A 17,165-nucleotide genomic window follows, 5' to 3' on the forward strand; every position below is an offset into this window, starting at 1 on the left:
CCACAATGCCGCGGAGCAACACCCCTGCTCCGACTGAAGATCGTTTTCGAGGACACCCCTCATGCCCGGTTCTTCCGACCCCGCCTTCGACACCCTCGCGCTGCACGCCGGCGCCGCTCCCGACCCCGCCACCGGCGCGCGCGCCGTGCCCATCCACCTGTCCACGTCCTTCGTGTTCGAGAACAGCGAACACGCCGCGTCGCTGTTCAACATGGAGCGGGCAGGCCACGTCTACAGCCGCATCTCCAACCCGACCAACGCGGTGCTGGAGGAGCGCGTGGCGGCGCTGGAAGGCGCCGCGGGCGCCATCGCCACGGCCAGCGGGCAGGCCGCGCTGCACCTGGCGATCTGCACACTGGCAGGCGCCGGCTCGCACATCGTGGCCAGCTCGGCGCTGTACGGCGGCTCACACAACTTGCTCCACTACACGCTCTCACGATTCGGGGTGGAGACCACCTTCGTGAAGCCGGGCGACATCGACGGCTGGCGCGCCGCCATCCGCCCGAACACCAGGCTGCTCTTCGGAGAGACCCTGGGCAATCCGGGGCTGGACGTGCTGGACATCCCCACGGTGGCGGCCATCGGCCACGACCAGGGCATTCCGCTGCTGGTGGACTCGACCTTCACCACGCCCTGGCTCATGAAGCCGCTGGACCACGGCGCCGACCTCGTCTTCCACTCGGCCACCAAGTTCCTGTCCGGCCACGGCACCGTCATCGGCGGCGTGCTGGTGGACGGCGGCCGCTTCGACTGGGACCGCTCCGGCCGATTCCCCGAGCTGACCCAGCCGTATGAGGGTTTCCACGGCATGGTCTTCAGCGAGGAAAGCACCGTCGGCGCCTTCTCGCTGCGCGCCCGCCGCGAAGGCCTGCGCGACTTCGGCGCCTGCATGAGCCCGCACACGGCCTGGCTCATCCTGCAGGGCATCGAGACCTTGCCGCTGCGCATGGCGCGGCATGTGGAGAACACCCGCAAGGTGGTGGGCTTCCTCGCCTCGCATGCGATGGTGGAGAGCGTGGGCTACCCCGAGCTGGAAAGCCACCCCAGCCATGCGCTGGCGAAACGGCTTCTGCCTCGCGGCTGCGGCTCGGTGTTCAGCTTCAACCTCAAGGGCAGCCGCGAACAGGGCAAGGCCTTCATCGAAGCGCTGAAGATCTTCTCGCACCTGGCCAACGTGGGCGACTGCCGCTCGCTGGTCATCCACCCCGCATCGACCACGCACTTCCGCATGGACGATGCTGCACTCGCACAAGCGGGCATCACGCCGGGCACCATCCGGCTGTCCATCGGCCTGGAAGACCCGGACGACCTCATCGACGACCTCAAGCGCGCCCTGAAGACGGCCGAGAAGGCGGTGCGCTGATGAAGCTCGACGTCAACGGCCGCCAGGCCTACGCCTACACCGGCGGCAAGCCCTTCGACCCCACCCTGCCCTGCATGGTGTTCATCCATGGTGCGATGCACGACCACAGCGTGTGGACCCTGCTCGCGCGCTGGGCGGCACACCATGGGTACGGCGTGCTCGCCATCGACCAGCCCGGCCATGGGCGCAGCGAAGGCCCGCTGCTGCCCGACGTGCAGGCCCTGGCCGACTGGCTGCTCGCGCTGCTGGACGCCGCCGACGTGCAGAACGCGACGCTGGTGGGCCACAGCATGGGCTCGCTGGTGGCGCTGGAAACCGCCGGCCGCGCGCCGGATCGCATCCAGCGGCTGGTGATGATCGGTACCGCCTACCCGATGAAGGTGTCCGACGCGCTCTTCAACGCCGCGCGCGAGAACCCGCACCGCGCCATCGACATGGTCAACGCCTTCTCGTTCTCCAGCACGGCAGCCAAGCCGTCCTACCCGGGCCCCGGCACCTGGCTGCACGGCGCCAACCAGGCCTTGATGCGCCGCATGCAGGCGCTGGACGATTCGACCAACCTCTTCCTGCACGACTTCACCCTCTGCGACCGGTATGCGCACGGATTGGAGGCGGCTGCCCAGGTTCGCTGCCCCGTGAGCTTCATACTGGGCGAGCGCGACCAGATGACCTCGCCCAAGGCGACCCAGGAGATCGCCGCGGCGCTGAAGGCCCGGATCGTGACGCTTCCCGGTGGGCATTCCCTGATGCAGGAGGTGCCGGACGGGGTGTTGAATGCCGTTCGCGCGACACTCGCGTGAGCTGACGGAGATTGCCATGAGCAGTACCACCGCCGCCGATCCGAGGTCCTTCAAGACCTTCGCGGAGTTCTATCCGTTCTACCTCAGCGAGCACAGCAACCGCATCTGCCGCCGGCTGCATTTCATCGGCTCGACGCTGGCGCTGGTGTGCCTGGGAATGCTCATCGCCACCGGCCGGCCGCAGTATGGGCTGTACGCCCTGGTCTGCGGCTACGCCTTCGCCTGGGTCGGGCATTTCGTGTTCGAGAAGAACAAACCGGCGACCTTCAAGCGGCCGGTGTACAGCTTCATCGGCGACTGGTTCATGTACCGCGACATCTGGCTCGGCCGGATTCCGTTCTGAGCGGAGCCTCGTCCATCGCCCAGGCAGCACGCACCATGTCCGAGAGCGAGTTTCCGCAGGCACACCGGCTCTCGCACATCGAGCGCCTGGTGGACGTGATCGACCTGCCCATCGGCCGCTGGGACAGGGACAGCCGGCTGGTCTTCTGCAACGAGCCCTACCTGGGCTGGGCGGAGCGTCCGCGCGAGGAACTCATCGGCAAGACGCTGCGCGAGATCTACGGCGACGACGCCTGGACACGCGCCGAGCCCGCATTCCGGCAGGCCTTCGAAGGCCGCACGGTCAACTACGAACGGCAGCTGTCGCACGGCCACAAGAGCAACCGCTGGGCGCGCGTGCAGGTCTTCCCGGACGTGGCGCCCGACGGCCGCGTCGAGGCGGTGTTCACCATCGCCTTCGACATCCACGAGGACGTGATCGCCCGCGAAGCGCTGGAAGCCGCGCGCGAACGGCTGGACCGCTTCACCGAGAACATTCCCTACCCGCTCACCTACGTGGACCGCGGCTTCGTGCTGCGCTTCGTCAACAAGGCGTATTGCGAGGTGACCGGGCAGAAGGCGGCAGACCTGCTGGGCCGGCACATTGGCGAGGCGCGCGGCGCCAAGCGCTGGGCCGAGCACCAGCCTTACTTCGAGCGAGCCCTGCGCGGCCAGACCGTGCAGTACACCCGCCTGGTGGACCGCATGCCCAACGGCCCGCGCTGGATGCGCACCAGCTACGTGCCCGACTTCGACGCCCGCCGATTCGTGCGCGGCCTGTACACCGTGACCATCGACGTGCATGAACTCACCATGGCGCAGGAAAAGCTGCGCCGCAGCGTGGAGCGCGACTCGCTCACCGACGTGCTCAGCCGCCGCACGATGATGGACCGCATCGAAGCCGCCATGCTGGAAGCCTCGGAAGTGCCGTCCGCCCTCTTCTTCGTGGACCTGGACGGCTTCAAGGAGGTGAACGACCGGCTGGGGCACCGCGAGGGCGACAAGGTGCTGATCAACGTGGCCGCTGCGCTGCAGCAGTCCGTGCGCGCCGAGGATGCGGTGGGCCGCTTCGGCGGCGACGAGTTCCTGGTGCTGGCACCGGTGCGAGACAGCCACGGCGCGGAGGCGCTGGCACTGCACCTGCTGGACGGCGTGCGCGAAGTCACCACGCCGCTGGGTTCTTCATCGCTCATCAGCGCGAGCATCGGCTACGCGCTGGCGCCGGCCGATGCACAGCATCCGATGAAACTGGTGCAACTGGCCGACGACGCGATGTACCAGGCCAAGCGGCAGGGGAAGAACCGGGTGATGCATTGCGGGCGAGGAGCGCCGGTGTCGTTGGCGTGAGGGTGATTGGCCGAGGTGGCGCCGGATGTGATTGCATATAATGTGATACATGCCCGCCAAGCCCGCAGCACTCCCTGATCAGCAGGCGCAGACCCTTGTCGCCCTGGGCGAGCGCCTGCGCAAGGCACGGCTTCGCCGGCAGTGGAGCGCTCAGGAGGTTGCCAAGCAGGCCGGCATCACCCGAGTCACCTTGCATCGTGCAGAGGCCGGTGAACCCGCAATCAGCATCGGCAACCTGGCAAAGGTCCTTGCCGTGCTTGGGCTGGACGACGACCTGAATCACCTCGCCACGGACCAGCCGTTGCGCGACACCATCCCCGACGAACGCCTGCCCATTCGCCGGACTCGCCGCGAGCGACGCATCGCGCTGGACAGCTACCCACAGCTTCGGCAGATCGCATGGCATCTGGACCCGGCCGACACTCTCAGCCCGGCTGAGGCGCTGGCCCTGTACGAGCGCAACTGGCGTCACGTCAGCCCCGACACCATGGAACCACATGAGAAGGCCCTGCTGGATCACTTGACCGCCACCGTGGGCCGAGGGGTGCTGCTTGTTTGAGCGGCCCCATCACCAGCGCATCGCCCGCGTGCTGGAAGCCTTGGACGCCGACACCCTCGTCAGGTTCCGATGCCTGTTCGGCGGCGGCACCGCAATCTCGCTGAGCCACGACGAATTCCGCGAGTCGGTCGACATCGACTTCATCTGCTCGTTCGTCGATGGTTACCGTGAACTCAGGAATGCGATCAACGGCAACGATCTCGGTCCCTTGATGGCCCAATCGATGCCGCTGCTCAGGCAGCCGCGCGTGGACCAATACGGCATTCGCTGCGCATTCCTGGTGGACGAGGTGGCGGTCAAATTCGAGATCGTGTTCGAGGGGAGGATCGAGCTGGATCCGCCCATGGAGAGCGAACGCATCTGCGGCATCTGGACCTTGTCCCCTGCCGACCGCGTCGCCACCAAGCTGATGGCCAATGCCGACCGCTGGGCCGACGATGCGGTCATGAGCCGGGATCTGATCGACCTCGCCATGAGCAGCGCCGACGGACAATTGGATGCGCAAGGCGTGGCCAAGGCGGAACGAGCCTACGGACGCAGCATTGCTGACGCTTTTGCCAAGGCCAAGACCGGCCTACTGGAACGCCCCGGACGCCTGAAGCGCTGCATGCAGGCGCTGAAGATGGAGTTGCCGGAGAAATCGCTGCGCCAGCGCATCGAACGGCTGGCGCTGCCCTAGCGGGGACTTTGCCAGCCACCTATCATCCGCCGATGACCATCCTCGTCCCCTCGCGACTGGCGGACACGGCGCTGCATGACCGGCTGGACCCCGGCCAGAACTTCGGCGCGATGACGCATGCCGTGCAGGGCAACGACTTGCTGGTGAACGCGGCGGACCACACGCCGGGGATGGTGGTGCCGCACCACGTGCATGCCAACGCCTACCTGTGCATCGTGGTGGCCGGCAGTTTCGAGTTGAACGCGCGCACGAGCCAGGATTGCACCGCCGGATCGGTCATCGCGCATCCCGAAGGCCACGGGCACGCCAACCGGTTCAGCGACCGGCCGGGGCGCTGCGTGAACATCCATGTCGGCTCGACCTGGACGGCGCAGCGTGCCGTGCGCGACTGGCTGGCGGACTTCCGCCACACCCGGCTGGGCGCGCAGGCGCCGTCGCTGCGGCGGCTGGCCCTGGAGATGGGCGCCAACGATGAAGCCGCATCGCTCGCGGTGGCCTCGGCGGCCATCGAACTGCTGGCCGATGCGATGCGTGCCGGCGCGGTGCCCACCAGCGCGAAGTGGATGCAGCGCATCCTCGATCGCATCGAATCGGACCTCGCGAATGCGCCCTCGCTGAGCGAACTGGCGCGTGAGGTGGGCGTGCATCCGGCCCACCTGTCGCGCGCCTTCCGGCAAGCGCAGGGCCAGACCCTCGGCGAGTACGTGCGACGCCGCCGGGTCGAGCAGGCGGCCCGGGCACTGGCGGATCCGTCGCTGTCGCTGGCCGACATCGCCGCCACGGCGGGTTTCGCCGACCAGGCGCACTTCACCCGCGTATTCCGCCAGCACTTCGGCGTGTCGCCCGGTGCGCGGCGGCGCGAGATGCAGCTCCCGTTCTAAAACCCGCTGCAGCGTTCAAGACGCTGCCGGCCGGCGTGCCTACGCTGCGCGCATTCCAACCCGACGGAGCACGCACATGAAACGATTCGCATGGGCCATGGCCTGGGGCCTGGGCGCGGCACTGGGCAGCGGCGCCTGGTCGGTGGCGGTGGCCCGCCATGCCGCCGATGCACCGACGGCCCACAGCGTCCTCTCGCAGGCACGCACCGCGGCAGGCGGCAAGGCCTGGGACGAGGTGGCCACGCTGCAGGCGCAAGGACAGATCATCACCTCGGGCCTGCCGGGCAGCTGGCGCAAGACGGAGGACCTGAAGACGGGCCGCTGGACGCTGCACGCCGACGTCGGCGTCTTCCGCGTCGGCGATGGGCACGACGGCCAGCACCACTGGCGCATGGATGCGTCCGAGGGCATCCACCACCTCGATGCGCCGTTCTCGCGGCGCGCACTGGTGACGGAGTCCTGGCTGACACGCCGCGGCTGGCTGCGCCCACAGGCCGCCCATGCGCGGCTGGGCCGGGTGGAGCTGCGCACCGAAGACGGCAATCGCTACGCCGTGCTGGAGGCCGTGCCGCCCGGCGGCGAGCCGGTGCAGCTGTGGTTCGACACCGGCAGCCATCACCTGGCGCGCACGGTGCGGCAGATGCCGATCTCGGTGCAGACGGTGCGCCTGGACGACTACCGCGACGTCGGCGGCCTGCGCCTGCCCTTCACCATCGAAACGCGCGATTCCGGCAGCCCGGATGCCGAGACCTTGAAGATCAGCCAATGGACGAAGCTGCGCGCGCTGCCAGCCAGCACCTACGCCGCGCCCACGCCGCCCGAGGACACTCAGCTCGCCGGCGCGACCACCGTGCCGCTGGAGATCGACGGCATGGTGGTGGTCACCGCGAAACTCAACGGCCGGGCCTTCGACTTCATCCTCGACACCGGCGGCCACAACATCATCACGCCAGATGCCGCGAAGGCGCTGGGCGTGAAGCCGGTGGGCTCGGGCGCCAGTGGTGGTGCCGGGGCCGACACGCTCGCCCAGCAGTACGTGCGCATCGACAGGCTGCAGATCGGCGACGCGCTGATGCGTGACCAGCACTTCTACGTGCTGCCCTTCTCCTACGCCACGACGGAGCGCGGCCAGCGCGAACCTTTGGCTGGGCTGATCGGCCTGGAGTTGTTCGAGCGGCTGGCCGTGCGCATCGACTACCCGGGCCAGCGCATGACGCTGCGTTCGTTCGACGATGCCGGCAAGGAATCCCCGAAGGACAAGGGCTCGGCCGTGCCCATCGTGTTCGACGACGACATGCCCTTGCTGATGGGCCGCATCAACGGGCGCGACGGACTCTTCGCGCTGGACACCGGCAACAGCGGCACGACGGTGGTGCAGGCCCAGTGGGCGAAGGCCAACGGCCTGGCCGACACGATGAAGCGGGGCGTGGAAACCGTGTCGTACGGCGCGGGCGGCGCATCCCGCAACTGGGCGAGCCGCGTGGACAGCATCGAGGTGGGCGGCACAGCCGTGCATCGCCAGATCGCCCGCTATGCCGAGGATGCCGCAGGGGCATTCTCGTCACGCACCGAAGCCGCCAACATCGGCACTGACCTGCTTGCGAACTTCGTGGTCGACATCGACTACTCGCGGCACGTCATCTGGTTTGCGCACCGGCCGGGGCATCAGCCGCCACCGTTCAACCGGGCCGGGATGCGGGCGATGAAGGACGGCCCCGAGGCGTTCAGGGTGGTGCTGGTGACGCCAGGCTCGCCGGCGGCCCGGGCAGGCATCGAGGCAGGAGACCGCATCACGGCCGTGGATGGCGCGAGCGCATCCACGCTGGGTGGACGCGAGCTCTTCGCCAAGGTGACGCAGGCGGTGGGAACGACGGTGCGGCTGGGCGTCCAGCGCAAGGACGCACCGCCTCGAAGCGTCGACGTCGTCCTGGAGGAATTGCTGCCTTGAGCGCCTTGCGGCCCACTCAAGCTGCCACGCCGTCGTCCATCACCGCCTGCAGCGTCATCTGAGAAAAGCTCGCCTGCTGCCAGAAGCGCGACAGCGTCTGCGATGGCATCAGCAGCGTCTGCTTGAGCAAGGGCTCGACCTTGGTGACCGCCGGATCGCACAGCAGCACGTAGCGCGGCGAGCCGGACTCATCGAGCCGGCCGGCCCAGTCCAGCGAGACCAGCGTTTCGAGGATGGGCTCGATCTGCAGCGGGTCCATGCGCAGCACCTCGGACATCTGCGTGAGCGTGTAGCCATGCGTGCCCGTCTCGCGCACCGTCGACAGGCTGCGCAGGATGTTCACCGCCAGCTGAAAGCGCGCGCCGGGCAGGTCGGGCAGGCGCGTCACGCGCATCTGCAGGCTGGGTGCATAGGCCGCCACCACCGCGCCCAGCAGCACGATGACCCAGCCGAGGTAGATCCACACGAGGAAGATCGGCAAGGTGGCGAAGGCGCCGTACACCACCGAGTAGGTGGGAATCTGCCGCAGGTACCAGCCCAGCCCGCGCTTGGCGAGCTCGAAGCCGATGGCCACGAAGAAGCCGCCGCCCATGGCGTGGGTCCAGCGCACGCTGGTGTTGGGCACGTAGCGGAACAGGCTGGCCATGCCCAGGCCGAGCAGCACGAACACCAGCACGCCGAACAGCGCGCTGACGATGCTGCTGTCGCCGATGAGCGCCTTGGACGCCGCGAACGCATAGGACGTGGCCGACAGGCTCGCGCCCAGCAGCAGCGGGCCCAGCGTGACGCCGGCCCAGTACAGCAGCACGCGCTGGGCGATGGGCCGCGGCGTGCGCACGCGCCAGATGGCATTGAGCGTGCGGTCGATGGTGAGCATCAGCGCGATGGCCGTGATGAGCAGGAACACCAGGCCCACCGTACCCAGCCGGCTGGCCTTGCTCGCGAACTGCGTGAGCGCGCCCAGCACCGGCTTGGCGATGGTGTCGGGCACCAGCGTCTGCAGGAAGTACTTCTCGACTGCGCCCTGGAAGCTCGAGAACATCGGGAAGGCCGAGAAGATGGCAAGCATCACCGTCACCAGCGGCACCAGCGAGATCAGCGTGGTGAAGGTGAGGCTGCTGGCGGTCACGCCCAGGCGGTCTTCGCGAAAGCGCTGGCGCAGGGTCTTCAGGGTCTCCAGCCAGGGCCAGGTGTGCAGGGTCTGCAGCAGGCGCGTGACGTGGCCGTGCCAGGTCGCACGCAGGGAGGTCGTTCTCAGGTTCATGGGTCGGGGCAAAAGCGCTGGCTATCATGCCAGCAATGGAATCCGTCTCGCCCGCCCCTGTGCCTCCCGTCGTTGCGCTCACGCGAGCCCTGGCCGTCGCCAGCCTGCTGGGCTTGATCGTCTTGGGCCTGGCCTGGGAGCTGTGGCTCGCACCCACCGGACGCGGCACGCTGGCCTTCAAGGTGCTGCCGCTGGCGATCCCGCTGGCGGGCATCCTCAAGAACCGCATGTACACCTACCGCTGGGTCAGCCTGCTGGTGTGGCTGTACTTCACCGAAGGCGTGGTGCGGGCCACGAGCGACCGCGGCACGGGAGTGTGGCTGGCAATGCTGGAAGTGGTGCTGTGCCTGGTGCTGTTCGCTGCCTGCGCGGCGCACGTGCGCTGGCGCCTCAAGCATGCCCATGCGAATGAACAGACAGCGAGTGCTCCATGAATGAACTGATCGACGAGTTGCGTGCGGCGCTGGGTGAACGCCATGTCCTGGTCGACGGGGACCTGTCGGCCTTCGAGCAGGACTGGCGCAAGCGCTGGCGAGGCCGCGCCCTTGCCGTGGTGAAGCCGGGCAGCACGGCCGAAGTCGCAGCGGTGGTGGCCGCCTGTGCGCGCCGCGGCGTGGGCATCGTGCCGCAGGGCGGCAACACCGGGCTGGTGGGCGGTTCGGTGCCTGACGATTCCGGGACCCAGGTGCTGCTGAGCCTCACGCGCATGAATCGCGTCCGTTCGCTGGATGCGGCCAACTCGACGATGACGGTGGACGCCGGCTGCGTGCTGCAGCACGTGCAGGAGGCGGCGGCGGCCCAGGGCATGCTGTTCCCGCTGAGCCTGGCGGCCGAAGGCAGTTGCACCATCGGCGGCAACCTGGCGAGCAACGCCGGCGGCACGCAGGTGCTGCGCTACGGCAACGCGCGCGAGCTGTGCCTGGGGCTGGAGGTGGTGACACCGCAAGGCGAGGTCTGGGACGGCCTGAGCGGCCTGCGCAAGGACAACACCGGCTACGACCTGCGCGACCTGTTCATCGGCAGCGAAGGCACGCTGGGCATCATCACCGGCGCGACACTGAAGCTGTATCCGGCACCGGCTGCCGTGATGACGGCACTGGCCTCGGTGCCGACCATGGAGGCGGCGGTCTCGCTGCTGCAGCTGGCGCAGTCGAGGCTTGGGCCGGGGCTGACGGGTTTCGAGGTCATGGGCGAGCTCGCGCTCTCGCTCGTGCACAAGCACTTCCCGCACCTGCCCCGTCCGCTGCCCGCGTCGCCATGGACCGTGTTGCTGGAGCAGTCGGATGCGCAGAGCGAGGCCCATGCGCGCGGCCTCTTCGAGGCGCTGCTGGAGACGGCCTTCGAATCGGGACTGGTGAGCGACGCCGCCATCGCGGAGAACATCGCGCAGTCGCATGCGATGTGGCACCTGCGCGAGTCGATCCCGCTGGCGCAGGCCGAGGAAGGCCTGAACATCAAGCACGACATCTCGCTGCCGGTGTCATGCATCCCGGCTTTCGTCGCCGGCACCGACGCGGCGCTGCAGGCCGCCCTGCCGGGCGTGAGGCTGGTGAACTTCGGGCACCTGGGCGACGGCAACCTGCACTACAACGTGCAGGCGCCGGAAGGTAGGTCCGCCGCCGACTTCCTGCGTGAGCGCGAGGCTGAAGCGAACGAGATCGTCTACGACGCGGTGGTGGCCCACGGCGGCTCGATCTCGGCCGAGCACGGCATCGGTGCCTTGAAGCGAGATGAGCTGGCTCAACGCAAATCGCCTGTGGCCCTGGGCATGATGCGCGCCATCAAGCGCGCGCTGGACCCCCAGGCCGTGATGAACCCGGGCCGGCTGCTGTAGCTACTGGACCGGGCCCTTCAGGGCGGCCGGCACCGGCAGCGACATCACGTCGATCCCCTCGTCGCGCAGGGCCTCGGCCTCGTCCGGCGTGGCCCGTCCACGGATGGCGCGCTCGTCGGCCTCGCCGTAGTGGATCTTGCGGGCTTCCTCGGCGAACTTGTCGCCCACGTCGTCGGTGTTGTTCATCACATGCTGCACCGCACGAAGCCAGGCGGCCTGCATCGTCATCTCGATGGGTTGGTCACCCTGGGGTGCCTTCTCGGCCGGTTTCGCCGGAGGCTGAGGCTCGCGGGCGCCAGAGACGTTCAGGCGCGGGGCCGACGGCAGCCGTGTGATCGCCTTGTCTGCGCAGACCGGGCATTCCAGCAGGCCACGGTCCATCTGCGATTGCAGGTCCGCGTCCGAGGCGAACCAGCCCTCGAAACGGTGGCCATGCGTGCAGCGCAGATCCAGGACCTTCATGGCCTCATTATGAGCACGTGTGGCTCAGGGAGCAGGCCGCCAGTCCAGCGTCCAGCGGCCGCTCTGCCAATTCTGCAACCACAGAAGGGCGATCAGCGTCTTGGCGTCGGTGATCTCGCCGCGCTGCGACATGGCCATCAGCTCGTCGAAGGTGGCGGTGTGCACGTCGAGGAATTCGCCGGCGTCGAGCACCTGCTCGCCGCGCGTGAGGCCGCGAGCAAACCAGATCTCGATGCCTTCGTTCGAGTACGCGATGGCGTTGTTGAGCAGCCCCGCCCTCGCCCATTCGGCCGCGGTATAGCCGGTCTCTTCCGCCAACTCGCGCACCGCGCAGGTCAGCGTGGACTCGCCCGGGTCGATCTTGCCGGCGGGAAACTCCAGCATCACCTTCGACAGCGGATAGCGGTACTGGCGTTCAACCACCAGGGAGCCGTCATCCAGGATGGGCACCACCAGCACCGCACCCGAGTGCTTGATGTACTCGCGGGTCGCGGTGCTTCCGTCGGGCAGTCGAACGCTGTCGCGCCGGACGTCCAGCAGCTTGCCCTTGAAGACCTGCTCGGAACCGAGCGGGTCTTCGCGCAGGTGGTCGTCGCCGTCGGGGATGGGCGGGTTCACGGCGCCAGCGTCAGGTGGCCAGCGCCTTGACGATCGCTTCCACGCACATGGCCATCAGGCCGCCGGGCAGCAGGCCGAAGATCAGCACGGCCGCGCCGTTGATGGACAGGATGGTGCGCACGTCCGCCGTCGCCACGATGGGCGCCGTCTCGCGCGGCTCGTCGAAGAACATCACCTTCACCAGGCGGATGTAGTAGAACGCGCCGATCAGCGAGAACACCACCGCGGCGATGGCCAGCCACAGGTAGCCCGGCACGTTGGTCGACACCAGCGACTGCAGCACCGCGAGCTTGGCATAGAAGCCCACCGTCGGCGGCAGGCCGGCCAGCGAGAACATGAAGATGGACATCACGGCCGCATACCAGGGGCTGCGCTTGGCCAGGCCCTTGAAGTCGTCGATCTCTTCCGACTCGAAGCCCTGGCGCGACAGCAGCATGATGGTGCCGAAGGTGCCCAGCGAGGTCAGCACGTAGGTCACGATGTAGAACATCGACGAGCTGTAGCTGTTGCCCGCGGAAATGGTGTTGCCGCTGACCACGCCTGAGCACAGGCCCAGCAGCATGAAGCCCATCTGGCCAATGGTGGAGTACGCCAGCATGCGCTTGACGTTGGTCTGCGCGATGGCCGCGAGGTTGCCCAGCGCCATGGAACCAATGGACAGCACGACCAGCATCTGCTGCCAGTCCACCGCGAGGCCCAGCATGCCTTCGACGAGCAGTCGGATGCAGATGGCGAAGGCCGCGAACTCCGGCGCGCCGCCGATCAGCAGCGTGATGGCCGTGGGCGCGCCTTGATAGACGTCAGGCACCCACATGTGGAACGGCACGGTACCAAGCTTGAAGCCCAGGCCGGCGACGATGAACACGAGGCCGAACGTCAGCACCGCCTCGTTGATCTGGCCGCTGCCGATGGCCTTGAAGACCTTGCCGATTTCCAGCGAGCCGGTGGCGCCGTACATCATCGACAGGCCATACAGCAGGAAGCCGCTGGCCAGCGCACCCAGCACGAAATACTTCATCGCCGCTTCGGTGGCGTTGAGGTTGTCGCGGCGCATCGCCGTCAGCGCGTACAGCGACAGGCTCATCAGCTCCAGGCCGAGGTAGATGACCAGGAAGTTGTTGGCCGAGAGCATCACGCCGATGCCCAGCAGCGAGAACATCGACAGCGTGAACAGCTCGCCCTTGAGCATGTCGCGCACCGCGGCATAGGGGCGCGCATAGGCGAGCGTCACCATGGTGGCGACGCTGGCGAAGAAGCCCAGCAGGTGGCCCATCGGGTCGGCCACGACCATGCGGTCCATCGCGTAGATGGTGAAGCCGTGGTCGAAGTACCAGAGGTTGGCCGCGGCCACGATGGCCAGCGACAGCTGCGTCAGGCGGTAGGTGACGACCTTGCGCGGGTCGTCGATGAACAGGTCGGCCAGTGCCACCACGCAGGCGAGGATCAGCAGCAGCGTCAGGGGCCCGATGGCGGTGGCATTGGGAGCCACCTTGAGCCAGTGATCGAGGATGGAAGAGTTCATAGGGTGGGCCGCCTCGGGTCAGCTCGGGAGCTTGGAGATCGCCACGTGCTTGAGCAGCTCGGTGACGGACACGTGCATGACGTCGGTGAAGGGCTTCGGGTACACGCCCATCCACAGCACGGCGATGGCCAGCACGGCCAGCATCACGAACTCGCGGGAATTGACGTCGGTCAGCGAGCGCACGTTGTCGTTGGCGACGGCGCCGAAGTACACGCGCTTGACCATCCACAGCGTGTAGGCCGCGCCGAACACCAGCGTGGTGGCCGCCAGCGCGCCCAGCCAGAAATTGAACTTCACCGTGCCGAGGATGACCATCCACTCGCCCACGAAGCCGCTGGTGGCCGGCAGGCCGCAGTTGGCCATGCCGAAGAACACCGCCAGCGCCGCGAACTTGGGCATGGTGTTGACCACGCCGCCGTAGGCCGCGATTTCACGCGAATGCACGCGGTCGTACAGCACGCCGATGCACAGGAACATGGCGCCGGAGATGAAGCCGTGCGAGATCATCTGCACGATGCCACCGGACACGCCCAGCTCGTTGAAGATGAAGAAGCCCAGCGTGCAAAAGCCCATATGCGCGATGGACGAGTAGGCCACCAGCTTCTTCATGTCCTGCTGCACCAGTGCCACGAGGCCGATGTACAGCACGGCGATCAGCGACAGCGCGACGATGAACCAGGCATATTCATGCGAGGCATCGGGCGTGATGGGCAGCGAGAAGCGCAGGAAACCGTAGGCACCCAGCTTCAGCATGATGGCTGCCAGCACCACGGAACCGCCGGTGGGCGCTTCCACGTGGGCATCCGGCAGCCAGGTGTGCACCGGCCACATCGGCACCTTCACCGCGAAGGCCGCGAAGAAGGCAAAGAACAGCAGCCCCTGCGACTTCATCGTCAGCGGCAGCTTGTGCCATTCGAGGATCTCGAAGCTGCCGCCCGACTTGTAGTAAAGGAAGATCAGCGCGACCAGCATCAGCAAGGAGCCGGCCAGCGTGTACAGGAAGAACTTGAATGCCGCGTACACGCGGTTGGGGCCGCCCCACACGCCGATGATGATGTACATCGGGATCAGCGTGGCTTCGAAGAAGACGTAGAACAGCAGGCCGTCCAGCGCGGTGAACACGCCGACCATGATCCCCGAGAGGATGAGGAACGAACCCATGTACTGGTTCACGCGCTCCTCGATCACCTCCCAGGCGGAGACGATGACGATGACGGTGATGAAGGCCGTCAGCGGCACGAACCACAGCGACAGGCCGTCCACGCCCAGGTGGTAGCGCACCTTGAAGCGGTCGATCCAGGCAAGGTTCTCCACGAACTGCATCGCAGCGGTGGAGGCGTTGAAGTTGATGATCAGCGGCAGCGTGACGAAGAAGCTGGCCAGCGCAGCCACCAGCGCCATCCAGCGCACGGTGTTCGCATGTTCGTCACGGCCGACCGCCAGCAGGATCACGCCCGCGACGATCGGCAGCCAGATGGCAAGGCTCAACAATCCCATGTTCTTGTTCTCCGGGCTTCGTTAGCCGCCCAGCAAGGGGCCAAAATTGAAGAAGGTGCGCAGGTAGGGTGCGAGCTGCCAGGTCAGCAGCCCGATCACGCCGAGGATCATGACCAGCGCATACCAGTACAGGTAGCCAGTCTGGAAGGTGCGCACGATGGCAGCGACGCCGCCCACTACGCGTGCCGAGCCGTTGATGGCGATGCCATCGATCAGGCCCTGGTCGCCACCCTTCCACAGGCCACGGCCGAGGCCGCGTGCCATTGCAGCGAGGACGTTCTCGTTGAACCAGTCCATGTAGTACTTGTTCTCGAGGATCTTGTAGACCAGGCCGGAGCGCGCCTTGATGGCGGCCGGGATCTCGGGCTTGACCATGTAGAAGAAGTACGCGACGACCACGCCGGACAGCGCCAGGAAGAACGGCAGCGACATCAGGCCGTGCACGGCCATGCCCACGGCACCACCGAATTCCTTGCCCATTTCTTCCATGGCCGGATGCAGTTCGCCGTTGACGAAGATCGCGTCCTTGAAGAAGTCGCCATACAGCAGCGAGCCGATGGTGAGGAAGCCGATGACCACCGAAGGCACCGCCAGCAGCACCAGCGGCGCGGTGACGACCCAGGGCGACTCGTGCGGGTCGTGGTGCTCGCCGTGGTCGTCGTGGTGGTCATGCTCGCCCGGGAAGGGCTTGTGATGGAAGCGTTCCTTGCCGTGGAAGACCAGGAAGTACATGCGGAAGGAGTAGAACGCCGTGACGAACACGCCGATCACCACCGCCGCATAGGCGAATTGCGCGCCCGGCAGGTGGCTCAGGTGCACCGCATCGATGATGCTGTCCTTCGAGTAGAAGCCCGCGAAGAACGGCGTTCCGATCAGCGCCAGCGAGCCCAGCAGCGAAGTGATCCAGGTGATGGGCATGTACTTGCGCAGGCCGCCCATGTTGCGGATGTCCTGGTCGTGGTGCATGCCGATGATGACCGAGCCCGCGCCGAGGAACAGCAGCGCCTTGAAGAAGGCGTGCGTCATCAGGTGGAACACCGCCACCGAGTAGGCGGACGCGCCCAGCGCGACCGTCATGTAGCCCAGCTGCGAGAGCGTGGAATACGCCACCACGCGCTTGATGTCGTTCTGGATGATGCCCAGGAAGCCCATGAACAGCGCCGTGATGGCACCAATCACCATCACGAAGTTCAGCGCGGTGTCCGACAGCTCGAACAGCGGCGACATGCGCGCCACCATGAAGATGCCGGCCGTCACCATCGTGGCGGCGTGGATCAGCGCGGAGATCGGCGTCGGGCCTTCCATCGAGTCAGGCAGCCACACGTGCAGCGGGAACTGCGCGCTCTTGCCCATCGCGCCGATGAACAGGCAAATGCAGGTCACCGTGATGATGAGCCAGCCGGTGCCTGGGAACAGCTGCTTGGCCAGCTCCGGCCCCTTGGCGAAGGCTTCGCTGTAGCTCAGCGTACCGGCGTAGGCCACGATCAGGCCGATGCCCAGGATGAAGCCGAAGTCGCCCACCCGGTTCACCAGGAAGGCCTTCATGTTGGCGAACACCGCCGTCGGCTTGGTGTACCAGAAGCCGATCAGCAGGTACGACACCAGGCCCACCGCTTCCCAGCCGAAGAACAGCTGCAGGAAGTTGTTGCTCATCACGAGCATGAGCATCGAGAAGGTGAACAGCGAGATGTACGAGAAGAAGCGCTGGTAGCCCGGATCCTCTTCCATGTAGCCGATGGTGTAGATGTGCACCATCAGCGACACGAAGGTCACCACGCACATCATCATGGCGGTGAGGCCGTCGACCAGGAAGCCGACTTCCATCTTCAGGCCGCCCAGCACCATCCATTCATAGACGGTGCCGGAAAAGCGTGCGCCGTCGGCCGCGACCGACTTGAGCACCATGGCCGAGAGGATGAAGGACACCAGCACGCCCAGGATGGTGACGGTGTGCGCGCCCCGGCGACCGACGGTCTTGCCGAAGAAGCCCGCCACCACGGCGCCGATGAGCGGCGCCAGCGGAACCCACAGGAGCTGCGTTTGAGACAGTTGTGCAGACATTCTTTTTGC

Annotated in this window: 16 protein-coding genes; 10 read left to right on the forward strand and 6 right to left on the reverse strand. The window is 66.9% G+C overall.

Going from position 1 to position 17,165, the window contains the following annotated elements:
- The first annotated feature begins 61 nt into the window (after positions 1-61).
- The 8 genes from DZC73_RS07155 to DZC73_RS07190 all read left to right on the forward strand — a co-directional run bounded on the left by DZC73_RS07155 (position 62) and on the right by DZC73_RS07190 (position 7,898).
- The gene (locus DZC73_RS07155) at positions 62-1,363 is read left to right on the forward strand and encodes an O-acetylhomoserine aminocarboxypropyltransferase (RefSeq protein ID WP_124539561.1); all 1,302 of its coding nucleotides are present in this window, start codon (positions 62-64) and stop codon (positions 1,361-1,363) included.
- Positions 1,363-2,163, forward strand: a complete 801-nt coding sequence (locus tag DZC73_RS07160; RefSeq protein WP_124539562.1) for an alpha/beta fold hydrolase — start codon at positions 1,363-1,365, stop codon at positions 2,161-2,163. The genes DZC73_RS07155 and DZC73_RS07160 overlap by 1 nt, the downstream gene beginning before the upstream one ends.
- 16 nt (positions 2,164-2,179) lie before the next feature.
- Positions 2,180-2,506, forward strand: coding sequence for a DUF962 domain-containing protein (locus DZC73_RS07165; RefSeq protein WP_124539563.1), 327 nt, complete (start codon positions 2,180-2,182; stop codon positions 2,504-2,506).
- 35 nt (positions 2,507-2,541) lie between these two features.
- Complete coding sequence (locus tag DZC73_RS07170; protein ID WP_124539564.1) at positions 2,542-3,831, forward strand: sensor domain-containing diguanylate cyclase; 1,290 nt, start codon at positions 2,542-2,544, stop codon at positions 3,829-3,831.
- A gap of 49 nt (positions 3,832-3,880) precedes the next feature.
- Complete coding sequence (locus tag DZC73_RS07175) at positions 3,881-4,390, forward strand: helix-turn-helix domain-containing protein (protein ID WP_124539565.1); 510 nt, start codon at positions 3,881-3,883, stop codon at positions 4,388-4,390.
- A gap of 40 nt (positions 4,391-4,430) precedes the next feature.
- Positions 4,431-5,069: a nucleotidyl transferase AbiEii/AbiGii toxin family protein gene (locus DZC73_RS07180; protein ID WP_235835029.1), complete on the forward strand. Its 639-nt coding sequence runs from the start codon at positions 4,431-4,433 to the stop codon at positions 5,067-5,069.
- A gap of 32 nt (positions 5,070-5,101) precedes the next feature.
- Positions 5,102-5,950 (forward strand): helix-turn-helix transcriptional regulator, encoded by an 849-nt coding sequence (locus DZC73_RS07185; RefSeq protein ID WP_124539567.1) that lies wholly within the window; start codon positions 5,102-5,104, stop codon positions 5,948-5,950.
- 76 nt (positions 5,951-6,026) lie between these two features.
- Complete coding sequence (locus tag DZC73_RS07190; RefSeq protein ID WP_124539568.1) at positions 6,027-7,898, forward strand: aspartyl protease family protein; 1,872 nt, start codon at positions 6,027-6,029, stop codon at positions 7,896-7,898.
- Between the two features lie 16 nt (positions 7,899-7,914).
- Here the strand turns inward: DZC73_RS07190 and DZC73_RS07195 are convergent, their stop codons facing one another.
- Positions 7,915-9,162, reverse strand: a complete 1,248-nt coding sequence (locus DZC73_RS07195; RefSeq protein WP_124539569.1) for a YihY family inner membrane protein — start codon at positions 9,160-9,162, stop codon at positions 7,915-7,917.
- Between the two features lie 26 nt (positions 9,163-9,188).
- On the opposite strand from DZC73_RS07195, the gene DZC73_RS07200 reads away from it, so the two are divergent.
- Positions 9,189-9,596: a DUF2069 domain-containing protein gene (locus DZC73_RS07200; RefSeq protein WP_198414800.1), complete on the forward strand. Its 408-nt coding sequence runs from the start codon at positions 9,189-9,191 to the stop codon at positions 9,594-9,596.
- On the forward strand, positions 9,593-10,996 hold the full coding sequence (locus tag DZC73_RS07205) for an FAD-binding oxidoreductase (RefSeq protein ID WP_124539570.1): 1,404 nt from the start codon (positions 9,593-9,595) through the stop codon (positions 10,994-10,996). Before DZC73_RS07200 ends, DZC73_RS07205 begins: the two co-directional genes overlap by 4 nt.
- On the opposite strand, the gene DZC73_RS07210 is transcribed toward DZC73_RS07205, so the two are convergent.
- Genes DZC73_RS07210 through nuoL form a run of 5 tightly spaced genes read right to left on the reverse strand, consistent with a single transcriptional unit; the run spans position 10,997 to position 17,156 of the window.
- Positions 10,997-11,458: a DUF1178 family protein gene (locus tag DZC73_RS07210; RefSeq protein WP_124539571.1), complete on the reverse strand. Its 462-nt coding sequence runs from the start codon at positions 11,456-11,458 to the stop codon at positions 10,997-10,999. It abuts the gene before it with no gap.
- 24 nt (positions 11,459-11,482) lie between these two features.
- A complete protein-coding gene (locus DZC73_RS07215; protein ID WP_235835030.1) occupies positions 11,483-12,076 on the reverse strand; it encodes an NUDIX domain-containing protein in 594 nt (197 codons plus the stop codon).
- Between the two features lie 10 nt (positions 12,077-12,086).
- Entirely contained in the window at positions 12,087-13,598 is a 1,512-nt protein-coding gene (nuoN, locus tag DZC73_RS07220) for an NADH-quinone oxidoreductase subunit NuoN (RefSeq protein WP_124539572.1), read from the reverse strand.
- Positions 13,599-13,616: 18 nt separating this feature from the next.
- Positions 13,617-15,095 carry an NADH-quinone oxidoreductase subunit M gene (locus tag DZC73_RS07225; RefSeq protein ID WP_124539573.1) on the reverse strand — a complete coding sequence of 493 codons (1,479 nt, stop codon included), beginning with the start codon at positions 15,093-15,095 and terminating at the stop codon, positions 13,617-13,619.
- A 21-nt stretch (positions 15,096-15,116) separates the two neighbouring features.
- Positions 15,117-17,156 (reverse strand): NADH-quinone oxidoreductase subunit L, encoded by a 2,040-nt coding sequence (gene nuoL / locus DZC73_RS07230; protein WP_124539574.1) that lies wholly within the window; start codon positions 17,154-17,156, stop codon positions 15,117-15,119.
- Positions 17,157-17,165 lie beyond the last annotated feature (9 nt).

Origin of the sequence: Rhizobacter terrae (assembly GCF_003852895.1) — a bacterium.
GTDB classification, from domain to species: Bacteria; Pseudomonadota; Gammaproteobacteria; order Burkholderiales; family Burkholderiaceae_C; genus Albitalea; species Albitalea terrae.